This is a genomic window from Bacillus sp. FSL H7-0578, from assembly GCF_038630855.1.
GTDB classification, from domain to species: Bacteria; Bacillota; Bacilli; order Bacillales; family Bacillaceae; genus Bacillus; species Bacillus safensis.
Map to the genome: position 1 here is coordinate 2,955,354 of NZ_CP152045.1, position 24,629 is coordinate 2,979,982.

At 41.7% G+C, this 24,629-nt stretch carries 22 protein-coding genes and 1 riboswitch; of the genes, 5 read left to right on the forward strand and 17 right to left on the reverse strand.

All coding sequences use genetic code 11. The features are described from left to right. Positions 1-16: 16 nt before the first annotated feature. From MHB41_RS15290 to MHB41_RS15320, 7 genes are all read right to left on the reverse strand, one after another. The gene (locus tag MHB41_RS15290; RefSeq protein WP_340900010.1) at positions 17-1,027 is read right to left on the reverse strand and encodes a LacI family DNA-binding transcriptional regulator; all 1,011 of its coding nucleotides are present in this window, start codon (positions 1,025-1,027) and stop codon (positions 17-19) included. A 66-nt stretch (positions 1,028-1,093) separates the two neighbouring features. After that, entirely contained in the window at positions 1,094-2,521 is a 1,428-nt protein-coding gene (uxaC, locus tag MHB41_RS15295; RefSeq protein WP_340900009.1) for a glucuronate isomerase, read from the reverse strand. Between the two features lie 135 nt (positions 2,522-2,656). Further along, the gene (locus tag MHB41_RS15300) at positions 2,657-4,411 is read right to left on the reverse strand and encodes a HAMP domain-containing sensor histidine kinase (RefSeq protein ID WP_024426036.1); all 1,755 of its coding nucleotides are present in this window, start codon (positions 4,409-4,411) and stop codon (positions 2,657-2,659) included. A 3-nt stretch (positions 4,412-4,414) separates the two neighbouring features. Next, the gene (locus MHB41_RS15305; RefSeq protein WP_024423448.1) at positions 4,415-5,137 is read right to left on the reverse strand and encodes a response regulator transcription factor; all 723 of its coding nucleotides are present in this window, start codon (positions 5,135-5,137) and stop codon (positions 4,415-4,417) included. A gap of 174 nt (positions 5,138-5,311) precedes the next feature. Continuing rightward, positions 5,312-6,127: an ABC transporter ATP-binding protein gene (locus MHB41_RS15310; protein WP_024423449.1), complete on the reverse strand. Its 816-nt coding sequence runs from the start codon at positions 6,125-6,127 to the stop codon at positions 5,312-5,314. 20 nt (positions 6,128-6,147) lie between these two features. Beyond that, complete coding sequence (locus MHB41_RS15315; RefSeq protein WP_048237425.1) at positions 6,148-7,170, reverse strand: iron ABC transporter permease; 1,023 nt, start codon at positions 7,168-7,170, stop codon at positions 6,148-6,150. Further along, complete coding sequence (locus tag MHB41_RS15320; RefSeq protein ID WP_024423451.1) at positions 7,171-8,223, reverse strand: iron ABC transporter permease; 1,053 nt, start codon at positions 8,221-8,223, stop codon at positions 7,171-7,173. It lies immediately after the preceding gene. A 259-nt stretch (positions 8,224-8,482) separates the two neighbouring features. Here MHB41_RS15320 and MHB41_RS15325 point away from each other — a divergent pair, with 259 nt between their 5' ends. Continuing rightward, positions 8,483-9,421, forward strand: a complete 939-nt coding sequence (locus MHB41_RS15325) for an iron-hydroxamate ABC transporter substrate-binding protein (RefSeq protein ID WP_340900008.1) — start codon at positions 8,483-8,485, stop codon at positions 9,419-9,421. A gap of 40 nt (positions 9,422-9,461) precedes the next feature. Here the strand turns inward: MHB41_RS15325 and MHB41_RS15330 are convergent, their stop codons facing one another. The 3 genes from MHB41_RS15330 to MHB41_RS15340 form a co-directional block, all read right to left on the reverse strand. Next, complete coding sequence (locus MHB41_RS15330; protein ID WP_034623868.1) at positions 9,462-10,868, reverse strand: amino acid permease; 1,407 nt, start codon at positions 10,866-10,868, stop codon at positions 9,462-9,464. 192 nt (positions 10,869-11,060) lie between these two features. After that, positions 11,061-11,239, reverse strand: a riboswitch (Lysine riboswitch). A 121-nt stretch (positions 11,240-11,360) separates the two neighbouring features. Beyond that, positions 11,361-11,504, reverse strand: a complete 144-nt coding sequence (gene sspJ / locus MHB41_RS15335) for a small acid-soluble spore protein SspJ (protein ID WP_034280900.1) — start codon at positions 11,502-11,504, stop codon at positions 11,361-11,363. Between the two features lie 81 nt (positions 11,505-11,585). Beyond that, positions 11,586-12,014: a MarR family transcriptional regulator gene (locus MHB41_RS15340; RefSeq protein WP_034280901.1), complete on the reverse strand. Its 429-nt coding sequence runs from the start codon at positions 12,012-12,014 to the stop codon at positions 11,586-11,588. Positions 12,015-12,184: 170 nt separating this feature from the next. Between MHB41_RS15340 and MHB41_RS15345 the strand changes: the two genes are divergently transcribed. From MHB41_RS15345 to modB, 4 genes are all read left to right on the forward strand, one after another. Further along, complete coding sequence (locus MHB41_RS15345) at positions 12,185-12,670, forward strand: metal-dependent hydrolase (RefSeq protein WP_034280902.1); 486 nt, start codon at positions 12,185-12,187, stop codon at positions 12,668-12,670. A gap of 123 nt (positions 12,671-12,793) precedes the next feature. After that, the gene (locus MHB41_RS15350) at positions 12,794-14,644 is read left to right on the forward strand and encodes an LTA synthase family protein (protein WP_061110085.1); all 1,851 of its coding nucleotides are present in this window, start codon (positions 12,794-12,796) and stop codon (positions 14,642-14,644) included. Positions 14,645-14,759: 115 nt separating this feature from the next. Next, positions 14,760-15,539, forward strand: coding sequence for a molybdate ABC transporter substrate-binding protein (gene modA / locus MHB41_RS15355; RefSeq protein WP_046313201.1), 780 nt, complete (start codon positions 14,760-14,762; stop codon positions 15,537-15,539). Further along, positions 15,539-16,204 (forward strand): molybdate ABC transporter permease subunit, encoded by a 666-nt coding sequence (modB, locus tag MHB41_RS15360; protein ID WP_065215167.1) that lies wholly within the window; start codon positions 15,539-15,541, stop codon positions 16,202-16,204. Before modA ends, modB begins: the two co-directional genes overlap by 1 nt. Before the next feature lie 39 nt (positions 16,205-16,243). On the opposite strand, the gene MHB41_RS15365 is transcribed toward modB, so the two are convergent. The 7 genes from MHB41_RS15365 to MHB41_RS15395 all read right to left on the reverse strand — a co-directional run bounded on the left by MHB41_RS15365 (position 16,244) and on the right by MHB41_RS15395 (position 24,514). Then, on the reverse strand, positions 16,244-17,089 hold the full coding sequence (locus tag MHB41_RS15365; RefSeq protein WP_039181397.1) for an aldo/keto reductase: 846 nt from the start codon (positions 17,087-17,089) through the stop codon (positions 16,244-16,246). Positions 17,090-17,158: 69 nt separating this feature from the next. Then, a complete protein-coding gene (locus tag MHB41_RS15370; protein ID WP_034280908.1) occupies positions 17,159-18,028 on the reverse strand; it encodes an ROK family protein in 870 nt (289 codons plus the stop codon). Between the two features lie 62 nt (positions 18,029-18,090). After that, positions 18,091-20,106, reverse strand: a complete 2,016-nt coding sequence (locus MHB41_RS15375) for a Na+/H+ antiporter (protein ID WP_340900007.1) — start codon at positions 20,104-20,106, stop codon at positions 18,091-18,093. Between the two features lie 309 nt (positions 20,107-20,415). Then, positions 20,416-21,027 (reverse strand): trimeric intracellular cation channel family protein, encoded by a 612-nt coding sequence (locus tag MHB41_RS15380; protein ID WP_024423463.1) that lies wholly within the window; start codon positions 21,025-21,027, stop codon positions 20,416-20,418. A gap of 149 nt (positions 21,028-21,176) precedes the next feature. Beyond that, a complete protein-coding gene (locus MHB41_RS15385) occupies positions 21,177-21,590 on the reverse strand; it encodes a disulfide oxidoreductase (protein ID WP_024423464.1) in 414 nt (137 codons plus the stop codon). Beyond that, positions 21,587-22,273, reverse strand: a complete 687-nt coding sequence (locus tag MHB41_RS15390) for a DsbA family protein (RefSeq protein ID WP_034280910.1) — start codon at positions 22,271-22,273, stop codon at positions 21,587-21,589. The genes MHB41_RS15385 and MHB41_RS15390 overlap by 4 nt, the downstream gene beginning before the upstream one ends. A 141-nt stretch (positions 22,274-22,414) precedes the next feature. Continuing rightward, positions 22,415-24,514 carry a heavy metal translocating P-type ATPase gene (locus MHB41_RS15395; protein ID WP_041115669.1) on the reverse strand — a complete coding sequence of 700 codons (2,100 nt, stop codon included), beginning with the start codon at positions 24,512-24,514 and terminating at the stop codon, positions 22,415-22,417. Positions 24,515-24,629: the final 115 nt, after the last annotated feature.

The following is a 24,629-nucleotide window of genomic DNA, read 5'->3' on the forward strand; positions in this document are numbered from 1 at the left end:
TCTAAGAAGGTGCAGATTACTGCACCTTTTTGACTGAATCTCTGATCATCAGCTCTGTGTGGACATACACTTTTTCCATATGATCCTCTTCTTGCTCTTCACCGTTTATCACTGAAAGGATAGCTTCTGCTCCAAGTGCACACATTTTTTCAATCGGTTTTTTCACCGTTGTCAATGCAGGTGTGGTATAGGATGAAAAGGCAATATCATCAAAACCAATAATAGAAATATCACCTGGACACGTTTTGCCTTTTGCAAATAATGCATTCATTGCACCAATCGCCATGTCATCGTTTGAGCAAAAGAGCGCTGTTGGCGGATCATCAAGGGCCAGCAGCGATTCCATTGATTCATAGCCGCTTTTCATATGATAGTCGCCTTTCATCATATATTCTTTCTTCATAGGTATTTGGTGATCAATTAACGCTTGCAGGAAACCAGCTTTTCTTTCTTGAGTTGATTTAAAGCCTTTTTTCCCTTCAATGATGGCGATTTGTTCATGACCTTGCTGAATGAAATGGTGTGCAGCCTGGTAAGCTCCTTGACTATCATCTGCTAATATATTCATGACCTCATGACTTTCTACACGGCGATTCAGCACAATGATGGGAATGCCCTGTTTCTTCACATGATGGATAAATGCTTCATCTTGTTCGCTTTGACTCATGAGCAAAATGCCATCGTAGCGCTGTTTATGAATGGTTGTGTAATCGTGAAAGTCGTCAATTCCTCTTACAAAGAGATTATAATACTCTGTCATGACGCTATTGACACCTTTTAACGCATCCACAAAGAAGCTTGAAGATGTGCCTTCAGTTAAACTCGTAAAAAACAGACCAATTGTGAATGATTTTTGTGATACTAGGCCTCTCGCATGGACATTCGGTGAATAATTCAGCTGTTTTGCAATCGACAAAATCCTTTGTTTTGTCTTCTCTTTAATAAAAGGACTGTTATTCAAAGCCCTTGATACCGTGGTATGAGAGACGTTTGCCAATTTTGCTATGTCTTTAATTGTGACTGTCATGCTATTCCGCCTTTTATGATTTTTTACCATCTTATCATAAAACCGCTTTCATTTTCTTCATGTCATTCAGTTTGGATGCTGGAGCTGCTTTGCCCGGTCAAATTGAAAATACTGCCTGGCATTTTCATAGCTGATTCCTTTCACGATTCCCCCTAACAGTTCAAGATCATAAGGGGCTTCTCCTTTTTCTACCCAATCTCCGATGATATCGCATAGCAGTCTTCGAAAATATTCATGCCTTGTATACGACAAAAAGCTTCGTGAATCTGTCAGCATCCCAATGAAACGGCTGATCAGTCCAATACTGGATAGAGCCATCATCTGCTCTGTCATCCCTTGTTTCGTATCATTAAACCACCAAGCTGTGCCGTGCTGGATCTTCCCAGGTGTCGTCCCGTCTTGAAAGCTTCCAGCCAATGTGGAAATCACAACATTGTCCCGAGGATTTAAGGAATAGAGAATGGTTTTTGGCAGTGCCTGTTCTTGTTCTAAACGATCCAATATTCGGCAAAGCGGCTTGGCAATGTCTTCATCATTCATCGCATCATACCCTGTATCTGGTCCAAGCCGCTCAAACATTTTCGTATTGTTGTTCCTAAGCGCATTGATATGCAGCTGCATTGCCCAGCCCCGCTCATAGTAAGCCTGACCTAGCTGAATGAATGTTTGTGTTTTAAATTTGATCTTCTCTTTTTCTGTCAATGAATGACCAGACATTCTTTTATGAAAGATGGCTTCCACTTCTTCTTCCGTCGTTTCTTCAAACGTCATTTCGTTAATTGCATGATCTGAGATCAAGCAGCCTTGTTCATGGAAAAAATCAATTCTTGCGAGGAGAGCTGTCAAAAAGTCTTGATAGGATTGTATTGAAGTAGATGAAGCCTCTGCCAGTTCGTGAACATACACTGTAAATAAGTGATTCGTTATATCTAGTGCCTTGTCAGGCCGAAATCCGGGCAGTACTTGCACAGTGAATCCTTCTTCCCGCAGTTTTTGATGATAACAAAGCGAATCGACTGGATCATCTGTTGTCACGACTGTTTCAACGTTCGATTTCACAATGAAGTCTCTTGCACCAAAACCCTCTCCTTGCAGCTTTTCATTTACTTTTTGCCAGATGATGTGTGCGGTTTTTTCGTTTAAAAGTTCTTCAACTCCAAAATATCGTCTCAGCTCTAAATGAGTCCAGTGATAGAGCGGGTTACCAATGGTCATGGGAACAGTCTTCGCCCACGCCAGAAATTTCTCATAGTCTGAGGCATCCCCTGTGATGTGCGATTCGGGTATGCCATTTGCTCTCATGGCACGCCATTTATAATGATCTCCGTAAAGCCATGCTTCGGTGATATTATGGAAGGTTTTATTCTCATAGATTTCTTTGGGGCTTAAATGACAATGGTAATCTATAATTGGAAGGTCCTTTGCAAACTCATGGTATAGCTTTTCCGCCGTTTGACTGTTGAGTAAAAAATGCTCATCTAAAAAGGCTTTCATCAAACTCCCCCATCTCTTTTATAGATAAAAATAATTTGTTCACGTTAACAATTTTATTGTAATCGTTTACAAAATTGATTTCAATCCTAAAACAGGAAAAAACGATCTCCTTTAGAAAAGAAAATCGTTTTTTGGCTATTTTACAGGTGATGATTTTTTTAGGATAATCGCAATAGTTGTTCCAATGCCTAGTTCACTTTCAACTTGAATGTCACCGTCATGCAGCAAGACGAGCTCTTTTGCTATCGCAAGCCCGAGACCTGTTCCGTTCGTTGGATCGTTTGTATTTGTCCCTCTGTAATAGCGGTTAAATAGGTGATCCACCGTTTCCTGTGCCATTCCGCGGCCATTGTCTTTCATTTCGATTCGAACTTCTTCATTTGTTTCAGATAAAACAGCTGTAATATGTGTGCCTTTTTCGTTATGCTTCACTGCATTCGCCAGCAGGTTCTCAATCACTCGTCTGAACCATGCTTTATCGATCTCAAATATGACACCATCTGTTTGATCTTCAAAGGAGGATGGATAATCCTCAGATGAAGAGCTTCTTGAAAACTCGTCCATAATGGAAGCTAAAAATTCACTGAGTTCAACCGGTTTCCGATTAATAGGCAGGGCACCATTCTTCAATCGGTACGTGAGGTTTAAATCCTCAATCAGTGTCGACATGTATTCTGATTTCTCACGAATCACCTGTCCCATTTCCATGACTTCTTCCTTGGACCATTGATATTGATCGGATTCAAGCATGAGTCCATAGCCGTATATCGTACTTAGAGGCGTTTTCAAATCATGAGACAATCCTGCAATCCATTCTTCCCTTGTGGTTTGAATTTTTCTTCGGTTTGCTTCATTCTCTTTTAATGTAAGTGTAAGCTGCTCCATTGTTTTTAGGATATCCTCAAATAATCGGTATTCCCGTTTAATACGGCCTTTTTTATTTTTGCTGACTGGAATTCCCTTTCTATTTGTTGGTTCCTGCAATTTATTTTTTGATAAGAAAATCAGCCAGCGAATAATGTGATAAATTGGCAGCCCATAACGATACGAATACCATAATGTCATGACAATAATAATAGTGAGTGCAAGACCTGCAATTAAGATGGTTGTATATTGATTTAAAGCGTCTCTCTCTTTATCGTAAAGCTCGTCCGGGCTGTATACTTTATTTGGTACCGAAACAATAATATACAGGTTTTTATTCACTTTCATATAAGACAGATCACTTCTAAACTCCCAAGGCTTCGATTGATACTTGAGCAGTTCAACATCTGTTACGTTATGTTTCAAATCGGTGTTGGCTCGAATGCCTTTTAAATATTTTCCTTCGTCATTGAACAAATGAACCGATCCATTCATTCTCTTCAAGAATTCTTTCGTTTCAACCGAATATTGAGATAATGCAGCCAAATTTTTCTCGTGCTGTTTCAGATAATTGGCTACCTTTGTGCTGTTCGTTTTGAACCCATATAACACAGTAAAACTTTCTTGATCAATCTCAATTGGCCAGAAGTACATCTTGTAATCTTTAAATTGTCTTTTTTCAAAGATCTTGATCATTTCATCCTTTTGATAAGACGTTGGAATTGATTTAGGGCGGTGATAGCTATAAACGGTATTCTTCTTTGAATCAATCACTTGCAGCCAGCCGTCTCTTTTTTTTACTGCTTGCTTGAGCTGATCGTCGGCTTCCATTTTTCCATCCTCGTTAAAATAAAGCCAGCTCATGAGTGTATCTCCATCAGCTTTTGTTAAACCAGTTTCGGTCATGTTCTCATAGTATTTATTTAAATATAAGTTCTCAGAGAACGTATTGCCGATCGTCAGAATGGCAATCACAATAAACATTTGTCCGACAAAGTGAAAGAAAAGTTTTGCTCGTAAATTCATAAATTATTGAAGGACCTTTGCAGGGTGCGGTATAAATTTATATCCCATACCACGGATCGTCACAATATATTCTGGCTGACTCGGATCTAATTCAATCTTTTCTCTCAGCTTTCGAATATGAACCATGACAGTGTTGTTATCACCATATGATGGGACGCCCCATACTTTCTCATAGATTTGATCTTTTGAGAGTACCACATTCGGATGGTCACAAAAGTACTTCAGCAAAGAAAGAAGCTGAGCAGAGCATGCCGTCACCTCTCCTCTTACTTTCAATTCGGCTGCATGAGGATGATAGGAGAAATGGGCATAATGATATTGGCTTTGAGTGTCTTCTTGCTCCTCCTGTAAGGAGATATATGTTCGGTTTAGGTGAGCCTTAATTCTAGCCACTAGCTCAAGCGGGTTAAATGGCTTCGTGATGTAATCATCTGCCCCCTGTGCAAAGCCCGTCAGTTTATCGACATCAGACGTTCTTGCAGTTAAATAGAAAATAGGCACTTTCGTTAACTTTCTGATTTCAGGCAGAACGTCAAAGCCAGACTTACCGGGCATCATTACATCTAGAAGTAAGAGGTGGATGTCCTCGTTTTTGACAATATCTAATGCTTCATCTGCATGGTAGGCTTTATAAATATGCTTGAATCCTTCTTTTTTTAATACGCGTTCAACCATTTTCACAATTGCTTCTTCGTCATCTGCAATCAATATTTTTGCTGTTTCCACGCATCTCTTTCCTTTCTAGCATGATCTCTAACCGTATATTACCATTGTCTAAAGTAAAAAAGTACCTCTTTTCTGCATAAAAGCGAAAAAATATCAACTGGAGAAAATGGCAGGACTAGGAAGTTTTAAACATGCAAAAAAACCCGGCAGCTGCACCGGGTTCCTATACATCTATTATCCATTCACAGCTTCTAGCTTTCGTTCATGATTCATTAAGTCATATGTTAAACAGATCGGCTTATTCGTTCTAGGATCAAGCACAATTTCTGCATCAATATGGAATACCCGACTGAGTACATCTTTGGTCATGACCTCATGAGGCGTACCATCTTTTATGACTTTCCCTTGATTGAGGGCAATCATGTAATGTGAAAAACGCGCCGCATGATTCAAATCATGGATGACCATCAACACAGTTCGGCCCTGCTCCCTATTTAAGCGTTCTAACAGCTGAAGAATCTCGAGCTGATGTGCAAGATCCAAATACGTTGTAGGTTCATCTAATAGGAGCAGCTCTGTTTCTTGGGCAAGTGCCATCGCAATCCATACACGCTGACGCTGTCCACCGGAAAGTGCTTCAATTGGCCGATCATGAAAAGCAATCATTCCCGTTTCCTCAAGTGCCCACCTAATGATTCGTTTATCTTCATTTGATAAGCGGCCAAACCCATTTTGATGCGGGAAACGTCCATATGACACGAGCTCATACACTGTCAATCCACTTGGTGCTTCGGGCGTTTGCGGTAAGATCGCCATTTGTTTTGAAATTTCTTTTGTCGGCGTCTCGTGGATAGCCTTGCCATTTAAGTAAACAGCTCCTCGATTGGATTTCATTATACGAGACATCGTTTTTAAAATGGTTGATTTCCCGCAGCCATTCGGTCCAATCAGTGTTGTCACCTTGCCTTTTGGGATACTGACATTCAAATCTTCTACAATCAAACGGTCTTGATAACCGATACAAAGCTTTTCTGTTTCGAGTGATTTCATATGTTGTCTCTCCTTCCTCATTAGTTCGATTTCATCAATAAGTAAATGAAGTAAGGTGCGCCTAAAGCAGAAACGACAAGGCCAACTGGCACTTCTGATGGTGCAAGGATGACGCGGCCAATTGTATCTGCCAGTAATAATAACAGCGCGCCAATCAGCGCGGAGGCCGGTATCATTCCTTGATGCTTTGGCCCAACAAGCTTTCTAGCTAAGTGCGGTGCGGCTAATCCTAGGAAAGAGATACTTCCTGCAACAGCAACACTCGCACCTGCTAATGCAACGGCAATCAGCATGAGAAGGCTTCTTTCTTTATGAACAGAAATGCCCAATCCATAGGACAGCTGATCACCTAAATTCATAATGTTTAAGTAGCGTGATCTGACAAGCGCTAATATAAGGAAAATCAGCATCCATGGCAGAACAGATAAGACGTACGTCCAGCTCGAGCCATAAATGCTTCCAGATAGCCACACGATGGCTTGGTTAAAATCATTTGGGCTCATTTTCAACTGGATGACCACAATTGCTGCTGAAAACGCAGCATTCACACCAATACCAGTTAAAATCAATCGAACAGGTGTGATGCCTTTTTTCCACGCTAACACATAGATGAGAAATGCAGCAAAGCCTGCACCTACGAACGCGAAAAGCGGCAGTACAAAAATCGTAAAATCACCTAAATTTGTCATCGTGCCTTGAAATGCAAAGATAAATAGCACAACGGCAAAACCAGCACCGGCATTGACACCGAGAATACCCGGGTCAGCTAAACCATTTTGAGAAACACCTTGCCAAATCGCTCCTGATACAGCGATAGAAGCGCCGACAAGTAAAGCGATGACCATTCTTGGAAGCCTGAACTCGAATAATACGAGTTCATCCATTTCACTTCCGAATCCAAAAAGTGTTTTCAATGTATCCATCGGAGAGATTCGAATTTCTCCGGTATTTAAACTAATGAGAAACACAGCTACGATCGCGAAAAAGATCATGAGCATCGTTCGTTGATATTTCTTTTTCTTTGCTTGCTGCACCATTTCCATTTAAATCCCGCTCCTTTCACGTCTAGCTAAGTATAAGAAGAAAGGAACGCCTATAATCGCTGTAATGGCACCGACTGGCGTTTCAAACGGAGCGTTGACCAGTCTTGCAGCAATGTCTGCATAAATTAACAAAGTGGCCCCTAAAATAGCGGAGCATGGGATAATCCAGCGGTAGTCCACTCCAACCAAGAATCGAGTGACATGAGGGATCACAAGCCCAATAAAACCAATAGAGCCTGCTACCGACACGGCAGCACCCGTTAAAAGAATAACAACCAATATACCAAGCACCTTGACCGTTTTTGTATATTGTCCAAGTCCTTTCGCCAGTTCTTCACCTAAGCTCAAAACCGTGATCGAACGGGCAAGGATCATTGCAATGATTAGTCCTGCAATGGCAACTGGAATGATGATATGAATGTTACTCCAATTCACACCTGCTACTCCGCCAGCATACCAAAAGCTCATATCTTGAGCGACGTCAAAACGGATGGCAATGGCTGAGGAGATGGAGCTCAAAAGTGCTCCAACCGCTGTACCAGCTAGTGCGAGCTTTACAGGAGTCAGCCCCCCTTTTGACATAGTACCGACACCAAATACAATAGAGGCACCGAGTGCGGCTCCAACAAATGACCAAAGAATTAATGTAAAAGAAGATTGGCCAGGGAAAAATGCTAATGCAATGGCAATCGCAAATGCGGAGCCATTTGTCACACCCATAATCTCAGGTGACGCAAGCGCGTTTCTTGTCATTCCTTGCATAATGGCACCTGATACCGCTAAAAAGGCACCGACGAGGGCAGCTCCAACTGTACGCGGCAGCCTCAATTCCCGAATGATTTGATGTGAAGTTTGATGTGGATCAAAATGAAAAACGGCTTCCCATACAGTCTGTAGATGAATGTTTGCCGCTCCTAATGATACTGATAAAAAAAGACCAAATGCTAAAGCGATCATTCCTATGATGATAACAGCTGCTGTTCCAAAAGGCTTCGTGACAATATCGATCGTATCATCGCTGGCTGGCAGCTGTTTATTCGATTGTGAGCCCAAAACCAGTCTCTTCCTTTCCGTTCATGTCTATTCTGTATTAGTGATAATGATTATCAATCTCGAAGTCTAGTATATCACTTTCTTTTCTTTTTGAAATCACTGTTCTGATAAATTTCTTTATTTTCGGCAAAAAACTGTGAGAATTTCATCATTTTTCTTTTGGTTCTAAATTAGCCGATGCATTTTTGTTCCTACCATGTTACGATAAAATTGAAAATGAGAATCATTATCAAAGGAAAGTGAATAGGAGAGAACTTTTGTGAAAAAACGAACTGGATTTCTTTTGATTTCTTTATCCATCCTTATGATCTTTACAGCCGCTTGCGGCAGCACTTCAAATAAACAATCTGCAGCGAAAAAGAATGACATGATCACATATCAGGATGCCAAAGGTGAAGTGAAGCTACCGAAAAATCCGAAACGAATAGTGCTTCTTGCAGAAAGCTATTACGGGGATCTCGTCACGCTCGGCAAGACGCCGGTTGCTACAACATCACCCATCTTTAAAAACCCTTTTTATAAAGGGAAAACAGATGGAGTGGAAAATCTCGGAAGAACCCCATCAGTCGAAAAGGTAGCCGCTTTGAAGCCAGATATGATTATTGCATGGGGAGAAGACGAGAAGTTTGATCAATACAAAAAAATCGCCCCAACTGTAGCGGTTAAATACAACCAATATTCCTTCAAAGACCAGTTAAAAGAATTCGGTAAAATGACAGGTACACCAAAAAAAGCAACAGAATGGATCACGAAATGGGATACCAAAATTGCTGAGGTGAAACCAAAGGTAACAAAAGCGGTCGGCAGCAAAACGGTTTCGATCGTATCGCCATTTGATAAAGGTATTTATATTTTTGGAAACACCTTCGGCCGCGGGGGCGAAATCATTTATGACGAGCTGAAATTAAAAGCACCGAAGGCCGTCAAAAAAGAAGCGATCGACAACGGTGTCGGTTATGCAAACATTTCTCTTGAGAAGCTGCCAGAATTCGCAGGCGACTATATTTTCACAGGTCCATGGAGCGGCTCAAAAAGTAATGGTGACCAAGTGTATCAAAGCAGCATTTGGACATCACTTCCTGCCGTCAAAAATAAACATGTATTTGAAATAGATCCCGTCGGTTACTTCTTTAATGACCCAGTGTCACTAGAAGGTCAGCTAGAGTTCATTGTGGACCGATTGACATCTGCATCATAAAAAAACGTTTCTCCAGAGATGGAGAAACGTCTTCCTTATCTTATACCGTTTCTTTGGCAAATCCTTTTGACATAAGTGGATAAAGCAAAATACCCACTAAGAATAGACCGATTCCAAGACCAAAAGTTTTCAAGTCGGCTGTTCCTGAAATAATGACCCAAGCTGAATATCCCATCGCAACAAGTGAAATGATACCGTCTCTTGTTCGATTTCCTTTTTGAAGCTCATATGTGTCACCTTGCATGATGACCTTAAAGCTGTAGATGGAAGACACAATATACGGAATAAGATACGCAAGTGTCGCTGATGTGGTTAAAAAGGTAAAAGCTTCATTAATCGTACGTGACATCACAGAGAAGATAAACAGCTGTGACATAATATTTGTAACAGTCAAAGCGAAAGCAGGGCTTCCTTTTTTGTTTGTTTTTGCAAATACTGCTGGAAAATCACCAGCCTTTGCTGCTTGATACGGTACTTCTGAACCAAGTAAAATCCAGCCAAGCATCGAACCAAACAAACAAATAATCGCCAGCAGTGCCATGACAATTCCGCCAGCCGGCCCAATAATAAGCTGAAGCACATCCACGAATGGTTTGTCAGAGCCTTGCAATTGATCATGCGGCAGAACGCCCATTGTAATCAATGTGATAATCATGTAGATCGAAAGTGCGATTAAAAGACCTGTAATCGTCGCACGTTTCACATCACGCTGTGAGGATGCTCTTCCTGATAAAATGACAGCTGATTCAATCCCAATAAATGCCCATAGTGTGGAAATAGCCGCATGATGAATTTGGCCTCCAAGTCCGAGCACTCCTTCCCCGCCTGTTTCAACCGGGAAGTAATAATGTTCAAATAATGCCGTTTGAAAAGCAAATAATCCCGCAACAATAAAAAGGACAAATCCAAGCACCTTCGAAAAGGTCGTAATAAAATTCAATTTACTCGCAGCACTTAAGCTTGTGATTAAAATGGTATGTGTTCCCCATAGAAGAAGAGTACATACGATAAACGTCATGAGCTGGCCAAGTGTGACCGCTTCTTTTCCAAAGGTAAAAACCTCAGTCTTCACGGTGAGAATAGGGAAAAAAGTCGTTAAATAACCAGCAAGGCTTGTAATAATCGCGACATTACTAATCCAGCTTGCCACCCAATATCCCCAAACCATTGTAAAACCGGCCGCTTTCCCTTTTTTCGGATCTTTAAAAAGCGCCCTTGCATAACTTTGTGGTCCAGCCGTCAGCTGCGGCTTATGAATGGACAAATGCCCAAATACAAGCGCAATCATCAGCACACCGCCGCCTGTGACAAGCCATGCCATCGTCACACCTAAAGGACTGGCGTGCTGGGCAAGCGTACTTGGCAGCATAAAGATGCCTGAACCTACCATATTTCCGACGACAAAGGCCGTCAATAACCAAAAACCCCATTTTTTTGTCTGTTCCATTTCCGTACCTCCGTTTTATTCACTTTGGACCAGACCCGGCAGTATCTTCATTGATATATTTGTGAAGCAATGACTTGCATTCTTTATGTTCATCATGGATTACCTTTTTAACAGCATACCCTTATTTTTGTTACTCAGAACATAAAAAAAAGCCTGAACAAAAGTCCATGCTTTTCAAAACATACACCTTGATCTCCGGATAGCCCTCCACGCTTTAAAGACGTGGCAGTCCTGCATTTATTCAATGCAGACCCAGCATAAAGAAAGTTGGAGCTCTCTTTACACTTCGGCGCTGATGCCTTTTTTCTCATGATCTACGATTCCATCTCTCCTATGAGTGACTCATCATCCGCGCAACCTCTACCTCACTGAGACATAGCGTGAGGATTTCTATTCATTTTTACTACACGAAGGTTATCAAACATTCTCACATCTGTCAAAGGGAAAAACATAGAAAAAAGGCAGAGAAGTGTTTCTCTGCCCTTTACCTGCTTATTGTTGGTTGTTTTTCTTCTTTTGTACAGCTTCCTGAAGCGGGTCGCCTGCTAGCTCTTTACTTGCTTCCTCTAACAGCTGATCTACCTGCTGATGGTCTTTCTCACTTTTCGCCTTTTTATCCTTTTGGAAAAATGACATCGCTGTTTCCTCCCTTTTCATAAAATGCGATTGCCTGTTTAATTTGTGCTACAGCGCTCAGACTTATTCAAGGGAAGAGGCTCAATCATCATGAAAGGTCTGTCTCATTTTTTGCAAGTACGACAGAAAGGTTTTTAAATCTTCCTTTGTGAAGTCTGACATCATATGCTGAATCACTTTTCCGAAAAGACGTGTATGCTTTTCATAAATCGCCATCCCTTTTTCCGTGACTTCTAAACGAACAAGTGATGAATCGTCCTTGTCCCGTTCTCTCTGAATATAACCCTGCTCACATAATTTATTGAGCGCAATAGAGGCTGCACCAGGGTTTAAGGAGAGTCTTTGCTTCAGCTCTTCAGCATGTGATACTTTTCCTTGTATCAAAATAGAAAGAGCATATATCTGCGGAGGCGTGATGTCTTTCTCTAACTCAAGTAACTTGCGGTTTAATTTACGGCTGACTTCATAATGTACAAGAACAATTTCTTTTAAAATGTCTGCATTACCCATCCGAATCGCATCCTTATCGTTAGTATCAACATGACTTCCCCCTTATTATAGAATGTTTTTCCATTCAGCCAACCCTTTTGGCCTCTTTTTCTTTAGAAATAAGCCTTGCTGAATGAATCCACCCTTGATATAGTGAGTACTTGAACTAAGATAGAACAGGAGTACGCATCATGACAGGAAAAACACACATCATGGGCGGAATTGCCGCCTCCACTGCCGTTGCCTACTATTATGGATTCGACCCAGTGATAATGGCTGCCGCTGGATCAGCAGGTGCCCTGATCCCTGACCTTTGCCATACAAAAAGTAAGATCGGCAGAAAATTCCCGCTGCTCTCGGCGCTGATCAGCAGTGTGTTCGGTCATCGCACGTTTACACACAGTTTATTATTTTTGCTGATCATTTATTTTCTAGCGACAACATACATTCCAAATGACAGCCTAAGTATCGGTTTACTAGTCGGGATGGCAAGCCATCTCATCCTGGATGCAGGAACAGTGAACGGGATTAAATTTTTATTTCCAGCTTCTATTAAAGTGCGTCTTCCCTTCTATGTCAAAACAGGCAGCGCAGGAGAACAAGTCGTACTGGCTGCTCTTACCGTCGTTACCTGCTATTACATCGCTGTCATCTGCGGCATATCCATCCCATTCTAATGAATCAAAAAGAGATTTCCAAAAAACACAGGATATGAATTGATCATTCCTCATTTTTTTAGTAGGTTTAAGATAAGTGTTTTTGCCTTGCAGCTGAATACAGAATGGTGAGGAGCTACATAAATGAAAGCGTTTTTCAAAGATCACTGGTTTTTAGTGTACTCCATCCTCTTCATGTGGATGAAAACATACATCATTTATCAATTCGGATTTCACATACGAACAGCCAATCTGTTTCATGAATGGCTGCTTTTGATCAATCCACTTAGCTTTTTGCTCCCTTTGTTTGGGATTGCTCTTTTTTTAAATGAAACGAAGCAAAAGTTTTTTTTATTGACCGCAAATTTGATTTTGACGGCGATTCTCATATCGAATACGATTTTTTATGGATTTTATATTGATTTCATTACGATCCCTGTATTATTCCAAGCGAAAAACATGGGAGATATGGGCAGCAGTATGACAGAATTATTCCACCCGCTGTTCTTGCTGATGCTCATTGATTTCGTGGTGCTGGCTTGGCTGTTAAAGCGCAAACCTTTAGCGCCAAAAGCCTCCTTCAAGACGATCAAAACATATTATGCCGTGTGCTGCAGCTTTCTATTGTTTCATGTCAGTTCAGCCATGCTGGATCACCCTCGCTTTCTGACAAGCTCTTATGATCGAGAAGTGATTGTTCGAAACCTTGGGCTGTTCCAGTTCCACCTGTATGACGGCGCTGCCCAAACAGCGCGTATTGGACAAAAAGCCTTTGCAGATGAAGATACACTTTCAACCGTAGCAAACTACACAAAAGCTGATTACAGTGCACCAAACGAAGAGTATTTTGGACTTGCTAAAGGCAAGAACGTTGTGTTCATTTCACTCGAATCAACCCAGCAATTTGTCGTTGATCAAAAGGTGAATGGACAATACATCACCCCCTTTTTAAATCAACTCGCTAAAAAGAGTTTTTATTTTGATGAATTTTATCAGCAGACTGAGCAAGGGAAGACGTCGGATTCAGAGTTTATTGTCGCAAATTCCCTCTATCCATCTAGCAGCGGCGCTGTCTTTTTCACAGCTAGTGACAACGAATACGACACGTTATACAAGCAGTTGAAAAAAGAGAACTATCAATCCGTCCAATTTCATGCGAATAATAAAACGTTTTGGAATCGTGATGTGATGTATGAAGCGTTTGGGATTGACCGCTTTTATGATGTCGATTCGTATCAGGTCAATGAACAGAATTCAACTGGCTGGGGCTTAAAGGATATCGACTTCTTTGACCAATCCATTGATTATTTAAAAAAGTTGAAGGCGCCTTATTACAGCACGTTCATTACCTTGACCAATCACTTTCCATTTGAAATTGATCCAAAGGATCAATTGATTGATGAATATGATTCGTCCAGCGCCATTTTAAACCGCTATGTGACGACCGTCCGCTATCAGGATGAAGCCATTAAGAACTTTTTTGACCGCATGAAAGAAGAAGGACTTTATGACAATACAATGTTTGTTCTCATGGGAGATCACTATGGCATCTCCGAGGCACATCATCAGGCAATGGCAGAGCTGCTCAAAAAAGATGAGATTACACCGTATGATGCTGTGAAATTGCAGCGTGTTCCATTTTTGATTTACATTCCGGGAGTCACAGATCAAGCACCGCAGACAATCTCTGAAACAGCTGGGCAAATCGACGTGAAGCCGACACTCCTGCACTTACTCGGTATTGAAACGAAGGATGCCATTCAATTTGGCAATGACTTATTTTCAAACGAACGGACGCCTTTTGCTGTTTTGAGAAACGGGAACTTTATTACAGATGATTATCTCTATACAAAGAACACCTGCTATGATCAAAAAACAAAAGAACCTGTTGAACAGGATGAGGTGTGTCAGCCTTATATCGAAAAAGCCAATAAAGAGCTTTCCTTATCAGACAAAGTGATCAATGGGAATTTGCTCCGTTTTTATCAGCAATAAAAGCCGCCTTCTGGCGGCTTTTTCTTTTCTCTTTTTACTGAAAGCCTATGAATGGTCAAATAAGTTTGCTTATAATAAAGGATACAGATGATATTGAATAATAAGAGGTGTGAACATGAAGTATACGTTCTTCGCCTTCATCGCCATCTGTTTGCTCCTGAGCGGGTGTCAAACAGAGATGAAGTCATCGGATACAACAACCAAAAAAACAGAGCTTGTCATTTCAGCTGCGGCAAGTCTTCAGGATGCACTTAAAGAAATTGAATCTGCCTTTAACGATGAGCATCCGAATGTGACATTAACAAATAATTTCGGGTCATCCGGCGCATTGAAGCAGCAAATTGCACAAGGGGCAAAGGCGGATCTCTTTTTCTCAGCAGCTGAAGCGCCCTTTGATGAGCTTGTGAAATCTGGAGACATCGATCAACATTTTATCAAGGATGCCATCCAAAATGAGCTTGTACTCATTGTGCCAAAAGATCACTCTTCCTCTATTAAAAGCTTTCAAGATGTCGAGCACATAAAAGGAAAGGTTGCTCTTGGCACCCCTGAATCCGTTCCTGCTGGTACATACGGCAAAGAGATTTTTACAAAACTGAACATCTGGGATCAAGTGAAAAAGAATACTGTGTACGGCAAGGATGTACGGCAGGTTTTAAGCTACGTAGAAACAGGAAATGTGGAAGCAGGTGTTGTGTATAAGACAGATGCCCTCGTTTCCAAAAAAGTAAAGATTGCGGCTGAAGCCAATCAGGACATGCATTCCCCGATCATTTACCCAGTAGGGATCGTAAAAGGGACAGAACATTTAGAGGAAGCCAAGTCCTTTTTTCAATTTCTACAATCAAAAGCAGCCAAATCCATTTTTAAAAAGTACGGCTTTCAAGTGACATAATGCCCATGCTGACTGAAGAATTTCTATCTCCCATCTGGCTGTCCGTGCAAGTTGCCGTTGTGAGCGGGCTGCTGGCAACTGTTTTTGGTACAATGATTGGCTATTGGATGGCGCGAACATCATTTAAGGGGAAAATGATCGTAGAAACACTCTTGATGATGCCGCTTGTCCTCCCGCCAACGGTTGTAGGGTTTTTATTGCTCGTCATATTCGGAAGGCATAGCATGATCGGAGGCGTGATTGAATGGATCTTCCACCAGCCGGTCATTTTCACATGGTGGGCGGCGGTAATTGCATCAACGGTTGTGGCATTCCCGCTTATGTATCAATCAGCAAAAGCTGGATTTTCTACGATTGAGTCAGACATTGAAGGGGCTGCAAAAGTAGATGGTGCTCATTCATTCCAAGTCTTTGCCTATATTACAGTACCACTTGCCCTGCCTTCCCTCTTGTCAGGCAGCGTCCTCAGCTTTGCCAGAGCCCTTGGGGAATTCGGGGCGACCTTAATGTTTGCCGGCAACATCCCAGGAAAAACGCAAACTCTTCCAACCGCTATCTATGTGGCGATTGATTCTGGACGAATGGAGCTCGCTTGGGCCTGGACGATTTGTATTGTGATCTTATCTTTTATCATGCTCTTGGCTGTGCGCCGAAGCAGTACGTAAAAAATCCTCTTTCTCATATAAGAAAGAGGATTTTATTATTTATTCAAACCCAACCGTCATTGTCTCTGGATTTGAGCCGACGCGTTCGTTATTGTTTAATGCATCGATTTTTTCCATGTCTTCTTTGGAAAGCTCGAAGTCAAAGATGTCTGCATTTTGTTTAATGCGTTCTTCATTGATTGATTTAGGAATTGTCACAACACCGCTTTGCAGATCCCAGCGCAAGATGACTTGAGCAACAGATTTGTTGTAGCGTGCAGCAATGTCTTTCAATACGTCATGATCTAATAGCTTCCCTTGCATCAGCGGAGACCATGCCTCAATTTGAATGCCTTTTTCCTTTGCATATTGACGCAGTTCAACAAGTGTCAGTTTCGGATGAAATTCAACTTGGTTCACAGCTGGAACAACCTCAGCATCTTTTAACAGCTCTTCTAAATGCTGAATGTAGAAATTGCTGACTCCAATGGCTCTGACTTTCCCGTCTTTATAAAGCTTCTCAAGTGCGCGCCATGTGTCTTTAAATGTATCTGCATTTGGTCCAGGCCAATGAATCAAATAGAGGTCTAAGTAATCAAGACCTAATCGGTTTAAGCTTGCGTCAAACGCTTCAAGCGCTTTGTCATAGCCTTGATCTGTGTTCCATACTTTAGACGTAATAAATAAGTCTTCTCGTTTCACGCCAGATTCTTTAATCGCTTTTCCTACGCCTGTCTCATTTTTATAAACAGCTGCCGTATCAATGCTGCGATATCCGTTTCGTATGGCTGCTTTTACGGCATCTACCACTTGATTGCCGTCCTCCACTTTGAATACACCTAAACCAAACCAAGGCATTTCGACTCCGTTATTCAATGTTACGGTATCATTCAAGCTTTTGACCATTTTAACAACCACCTTTTTTATAGATTCCATCTCTTTCATTATCTCATGTTGTACTTCAAAACTCTATTATCAGGCGTTTCTCTTTGCTTCGATGGCTAAGAGCAGCGCACCTGTCATGCCAGCCTTGTCCTCAAGTCCAGGGGAGACAATGTATGTATCAAGCGGCGGCAGGTCCACATAATCATTGACATAAGCAGCCAGCTTCTCACGAATTAGTGGGAATAGCTGCTTTTGCTTCATAACGCCTCCGCCCATGATGATGCGCTCTGGGCTTAAAATGAGCGAGTACTGCATAAGCGCCTGCGCTAAATAATCCGCCTCAAGTGACCAAACTGCTTCTTCCTTCGTAAGCTCTTTGGCAGGTTTCCCCCACCTTTTCTCAATCGCTGGTCCAGCTGCCAGTCCTTCTAAACAATTTCCATGTGCCGGACAGATACCTGCAAACGAATCCGATTCATCCTGTCTGATAAGGATATGTCCCATCTCAGGATGTGAATGGCCGTGTAGAAGCTCATTTTTCACAACAGCTCCCGCACCAATGCCTGTACCGACCGTGATATACAAACAGCTGCTTAGCCCTTTGGCTGCCCCCTTTGTTAATTCACCTAGTGCTGCAGCATTGACATCGGTTGTAAAGGATACTGGGACACCTAATTGCTTCTCAAGCTCAGGAATGAACGGATAATGCTTCCACTCCACTTTTGGCGTGTTCATGATATAACCGTATGAAGGATCATCCTTTTGAACACAAATGGGTCCAAAGGAGCCAACCCCTAATGCTGCAATGTCATGCTGCTCAAAAAATGGAATGAGCTTTTGTATTGTTTTCTCCGGGTGCTCTGTCGGAATCGTCATTTCCTCTAAGATGTCTCCATGCTCATTGCCGATTGCACAACAAAATTTTGTACCCCCAGCTTCAATTGCTCCATAATACGCCATCATTGATCCCCCCTGCTTGTTCTCTTTCTTCATCATAAAACATGGGGGAGAAGATGACAACATCACGTATTGGTGAGCAGAACAGCCTCCATGTCATTGATATACTCCCTTAAATGATGGGCAATATCACGATTGATCTCACCGTCTTCATATAAGGTTTGAATTTCATTTCGAATCGTCTGTACAGCTTGGAAGTTCAGCTCTTTTTTCTTCCGGTCAAATGAACGGTCTTTTTGCTGGAAGAAGCTTGGACCGTGTTCACAGCGGAAAATCACTTGATTGTAAAAACCAATGACTTGGTGGCACGTTTGTTGGTTTTCATCTGTCATATGATGTTTGATCGAATCTACTGCAGCTTCAGCGGTTTTCTTACGGATTTGTTTGTACGATTCCTCGTTTTCTAAAATGCCGCTTGAAATGTGCTGATTCGGCCGCCATAATTGCAGCCATTGAAGCAAGCGCAGAAACTTCACCTTTGAAAAGCGAATTTTGAAGGAGTTTGAATACAGCATTTCCAGCTCATGAAATCTTTCTTGCAGTTCATAGGCTTCTTCCTTGTCAATTTTCTCTTCCTCAATTAATTGTTGAAGTTTCATCTGTTCTGCTTTGATACCGTGCAGTCTGATTTTTCGCTCTTGTTTTCTCATCCCGAATTGGTATGGTTCACGCTGGATATTTCTCAGCTTCATTCTATAATCATTGATGAGTGAAAGAGACACTTCCCTGTTGTCCTCATTCATTCCTTCTTTTAAGGTTTTAATGGCACTTCTCAGCAGCTTTCGTTTTGCATGCTGAATCTTTGTATCCAAGTCCACGTCGACTTGCTTGTCTTTTTTCTCTGATAAAAGAGGCAGTAACACACTGGCTAAAATGAGCGTACATAAAATCACACCAGCTGCGAGGAAAATAATCAAGTGCCGCTCTGGAAATGGTGATCCGTCCGCAAGCGTAAATGGAATAGAGAAGGCACCGGCCAATGTCACAGCCCCGCGGACACCAGAGAATGTCATGAGCATCGAGGCGCGAAGCTTCGGCTTTTTCACATTTTGCTTTTTCGTTGCACTCCATTTTCCTGCCCAGAACAGCCATACCCATAAGAACCGCAGCACCATGAGACATAGTGTAATAATTAAGATGTAGCCAATCACCTGCATGTTGTTAAAGGCTTCATCCTGGAAAATAACTGTGGAAACATCCGGAATCTGCAGTCCAAGTATGACGAAAACAAGGCCGTTTAAAATAAATAAAATAATATTCCAGGTGTTTGATGAAGCAATTTGCAGCTTGGCTAAATTCGCTTCCATTCGGTCTTGCTCAATGGCATGTGTCACACCGCCAGCCACAACAGCTAAAATGCCGGATACACCGATTTCTTCCGCTGCTAAATAAATCACAAATGGTGTAAGGATTTGCAGGATGATATGCATTGTGACATCGTCCATTCCTAAACGGCGGAGGAAATAGCGAAAACGAATGATAAAAAAGGATAGAATAAATCCAGTCAATAACCCGCCTGCTGCAATCAGTACAAAACTAAAGGATGCCTGAGCAATTGAAAAAGCTCCCGTCACCGTTGCAGCAATGGCAAATTTAAAGGCGACAAGTCCTGATGCATCGTTCATCAGCCCTTCGCCTTCCAGCAGTCTCATGATGCCCTTTGGCATATTCACACGGCTGGATAAAGCACTTACTGCCACCACATCTGTCGGTGATAAAATTGCTGCAAGCGCAAATGCGGCTGGAAGCGGTATGCTTGGAATCATCCAATGAATGGTATATCCCGCTACAATGACGGTCGCAAACACTAAACCAAGCGCTAAAAGAAGAATCGGTGCTCTTAATTTCCATAGCTCGTCCCTTGGGGTACGCTTCCCGTCATTAAATAACAGCGGCGCAATAAATAGAACGAAGAAGAGTTCAGGATTTAAAGAAATATGTAAACCTGAAGGAAAAGCTGCCACCAATATTCCTAAGCCCACTTGAATTAACGGAACGGGAATAAAGGGGACAAAACGATTGATAATATTAGATGCTGCTATGAGTGCCAGTAGTACGAGCACTGCCAAAAAAATCTCCACTAGTACATGTCCCTCCTATGTATATTTTTCGTCAAGTTTTGCTTACATGCAAAGATGTGTTCATTACATCCGTCCGCTCAGAAGTGCTTCTTTAGTATTCCGCAAAAAGTGAAACCAACACATAACAATCCATCTAGGCAAAAAAAGGCTGAATCCAGATATTCAGCCTGCTGACAAAATTTTCATCATATGTATTGTTCAAATGATGAACAAAAGACCCTTCTTTTATTTTACACGAAAACTCCATCATCTGCTGATATTCAGCTCTTATTAAACACAAAAAAAAGAGCGGAATCGCCCTTTTTCGTTTTACCCTTTATTTAAAAAATAAGACCTGGCGGGAAGGCGCCATTTGAATAAGTAGGAACAAACCCTGCATACGACGAGGATGACAAACAGCAAATATAAAGCAAGCTCTCCTTGCGCTAAGCCGAGTCCAACGAATAAGCCGCCAAGAGCTGCCCATACGGCGTAAATCTCTGCTTTTAGCACAAGCGGCTTTCGCCCTGCTAATAAATCACGCACAATTCCGCCGCCGCTTCCAGTCAATATGGCTGCCACAATGACTGCACTGAGCGGGAGTTCTCTTTGCACAGCAAATAATGCGCCTTGAATCGCAAACGCTGCTAAACCGATCGCATCCGAGAAATTTCCCCATGTGCTCCAGTGCTTGAGCAAAAGCTTTGGAAAAAGAAACACAATCGTAATGGATACAAGGGCAATCGTAAACATTTTACCCTGTGACCATAAAGCAGACACCGGAAGACCAATTAATAGATTCCGAATCGCTCCACCGCCAAATGCTGTCACAATCCCTAAAATGTACACACCAAGAATATCGTACTCTTCCTCCATTGCCACAATCGCACCACTAATAGCGAATGCGACAATGCCAATGATACTTAAGACTTCCCATGCCATTTTCCGCTTATCTCCTTACCTTTATCTGATCATCTAACACTACTCCCTTAATGTATATCTGACACAGGTGAAAAGCAATACAAATTTTCTTTAAATTTTATCTTTTTGCAAAAATAAAAAATAGCCCGCTTATAAGCAGGCTATCTCTTTCAATCTTCTTTTGCATTTAACAGCAGCATACTAATGATGATGAGAATAAATGCAATAAGGGCTAGCAGTGGAATGGTGATAAAACCAAACCAGTTCAAATAATCAACAGAACAAGGAATACCGCTCAGGCAAGGGCGGATCGATGCAAAGCCAGGTATCTTTTGTTCCATATAATGATAGATAGAAAAACAAGCGCCAATCACAGCCAGAGGCAGAACGTAATATTTCACTTTCACATCGCCTCTGAATGTCGCAATTCCAAGTAAAAGCACGAGCGGGTACATGAAAATGCGCTGAAACCAGCACATATCACATGGGATAAACTTCTTTACTTCACTTAAATACAGGCTGCTCATCGTCGCAACGATAGAAACGATCCAAGCACTGTATAAGTAAACAAGCTTATTCTTCATGATTTTTTCCCTTTGAGCTCTTGATCAATTAATTCTTTGATTTCATCATAGTCATAAAAGTTTTCGACTTGTTTATTGTTAATGAAAAGAGTTGGTGTTGCATTCACTTTATATTGGTTCACAAGCTGATCGTCTGTGTTCAGCTGCGGCTGATATGTTTTCTTTGATAGATGATCTTTAAGCTTGTCCGTGTCTATTTTTGTTGTCTTTTTCGCTAGCTCTGTCAGCTTAGCAGGCGTGACCCATTCTGCTTCACTATCTGGCTGTGCTTGATAGACAGCTTCATGAAATGCCCAAAAGTTTTTCGGATCTTCTTTCCACACTTCTTCAGAAGCTAGTGCTGCCAGCACTGCGCCATCTCCATGAACAGGAAGTGGCAAGTTAATAAACGAAAATGATACATCACCTTTATCTATGTAGTCCGCTTTCAGCTTTGGGAAAATGTCTGTTTCAAATGATTTACATGATGGACATTTATAATCCCCAAACTCGACAATTTGTACGGCTGCGTTTTTATCTCCCATGACAGGCTGTCCTTTAATAGAAGGCTTACTGTCAACCGTTTGTGCTTCTTTGCTGTTGTTATTTCCAATGACGACGAATAATCCGATGAGAAGAGCTGCGATAATGGTTAAAATGACAGCAAATTTAATGGATGATGATTGATTATTTTTTTTACTCACATAAGCACCTACCTTATCTTTTTCATTCCTTCAAAAGAAAAAGGATAATAGCTTAGAATAATGCCATTATCCAACTTCTTCTATTTTAACAAGAGGGGGTTCATTATGAAAGATGGTATTCATGAATTTTTCCTAACAATTTTATTTCATTACCCTCATGGCATTTAAAACAGCGAGTACAGTCACACCGACATCCGAGAAGACGGCTTCCCACATGGTCGCAATACCAAATGCTCCGAGTAATAGGAAAACCCCTTTAACTCCAAGAGCAAATGCAATGTTCTGCCATACAATTCTTCTTGTTCGTTTAGCGACAGCGATGGCTTCTGCTACTTTTGACGGCTGGTCTGTCATAATGACGATATCAGCCGCTTCTACCGCTGCATCTGAACCAAGTCCGCCCATCGCAATTCCTATGTCTGCTCTTGCTAATACCGGTGTATCATTAATGCCGTCCCCAACAAATAATAATTTTTCTTGAGGCGCTTTTTTCTGATCAATTTCTTCTAATTTCGTTACTTTATCCTGCGGTAATAATTCGGCATGTACTTCATCAATGCCAATTTGCTGGGCGACCGCTGTTCCAACTTGCTTGGCATCACCAGTCAGCATGACTGTTTGAATGCCAGATGCTTTTAGAGCTGAGACCGCTTCAATTGCATCATCCTTTAATTCATCTGCAATCAAGATCGATCCGGCAAACTCACCGTTAATGGCCATGTACACAACTGTTCCGCTTCGTTTTTCTTTTTCATACGAAATGCCTTCTCGTTCCATCAAGCGATGATTACCCGCTAACACTTGTGAACCACTGATGGTCGCTTTAATTCCATGTCCAGCAATATCCTCATAGGCTTCGATCTGGCTTTCATCAAGCGGCGAACCATATGCCGCTTTAATCGATTCAGCAATCGGATGTGAGGAGTGAGCTTCTGCTAAAGCTGCAAAAGAAAGCAGCTCCTCTTCTGACCACTTGTCGCTCGTTGTCACGATATTGGTCACCGTAAAGTTCCCTTTTGTGAGTGTGCCCGTCTTATCAAATACAGCATAGCTCACAGAGTTTAGTGCTTCTAAATAGTTACTGCCCTTTACTAAGATGCCTCGTTTAGAAGCTGCCCCAATTCCCCCGAAGAACCCTAGTGGGATGGACACGACAAGCGCACAAGGACAAGAAATCACTAGGAAAACGAGTGCCCGGTAAACCCAGTCAGACAATTGTGCTGATGGAATGAGAAGCGGCGGCACAAAGGCAAGCAGCAATGCTAATACAACGACAGCCGGTGTATAGTATTTTGCAAACTTTGTGATAAAGTTTTCTGTCTGTGCTTTTCGGCTGCTCGCATTTTCAACCAAATCTAAAATTTTCGTCACGGCCGATTCACTTAGCCCTTTTTGCACTTCAATTTCAAGAATACCGTTTTGATTCACAAATCCTGCAAGAACTTCTTTCCCTGCTTCTACATCCCGCGGCACAGACTCACCTGTTAATGCAGAGGTATCCACAAGTGAAAATCCTTCAATGACAAGACCATCAAGTGGAATTTTTTCGCCCGGTTTTACGACGATACGGTCACCGACTTTTACTTCTTCCGGCTTCACTTTTTTTGTTTCATTTCCTACTTTGAGATTTGCATATTCAGGGCGAATATTCATTAATTCACTAATGGATCGTCTTGAACGATTCACTGCTGCCCCTTGGAACAGCTCTCCAATTTGGTAAAACAGCATCACTGCCAGTGCCTCTGGATATTGCTGAATCACAAAAGCGCCAGCTGTTGCAATGGTCATTAAGAAGTTCTCATCAAATACTTGGCCGCGCACGATATTTTTCAGCGCTTTAAAAACCACATCACCGCCGACTAGTAAATACGCTGCGAAAAACATGATAAATTTCAGTAAGCCATCTTCTGGTATAAAATAAGCTGCTGTTCCAATAACTGCACCGCCAATTAATTTCAGCACAATCGCTTTTAAATTCTTTGTCCCATGATCATGATCGTGGTGATGTCCCTCTTCTTTTGGTGATACACTCACATGAGGTTCGATGGACTGAACCGTTTTTTCAATACGCTTTGACATCGTTTCTTGCTTATCTGCATGTGTGACAGTCAATGTCCCTGTCGCAAAATTAACGGAACAAGCTTCAACGCCATCCATTTTGCTGACACCTGTTTCAATTTTACGTGCACAGTTTCCACAATCAAGACCGCTTAATACGTATTCATCCTTCATTTTTTTCATGTTCTCACCTTTTTTCTATATGATAAGTAACGTTCCCTGGATCGATGAAACCTATTAAAAATCAAAAACTTTATATATGAGCATATATTCATATATTAGATTACCTTTATTATAT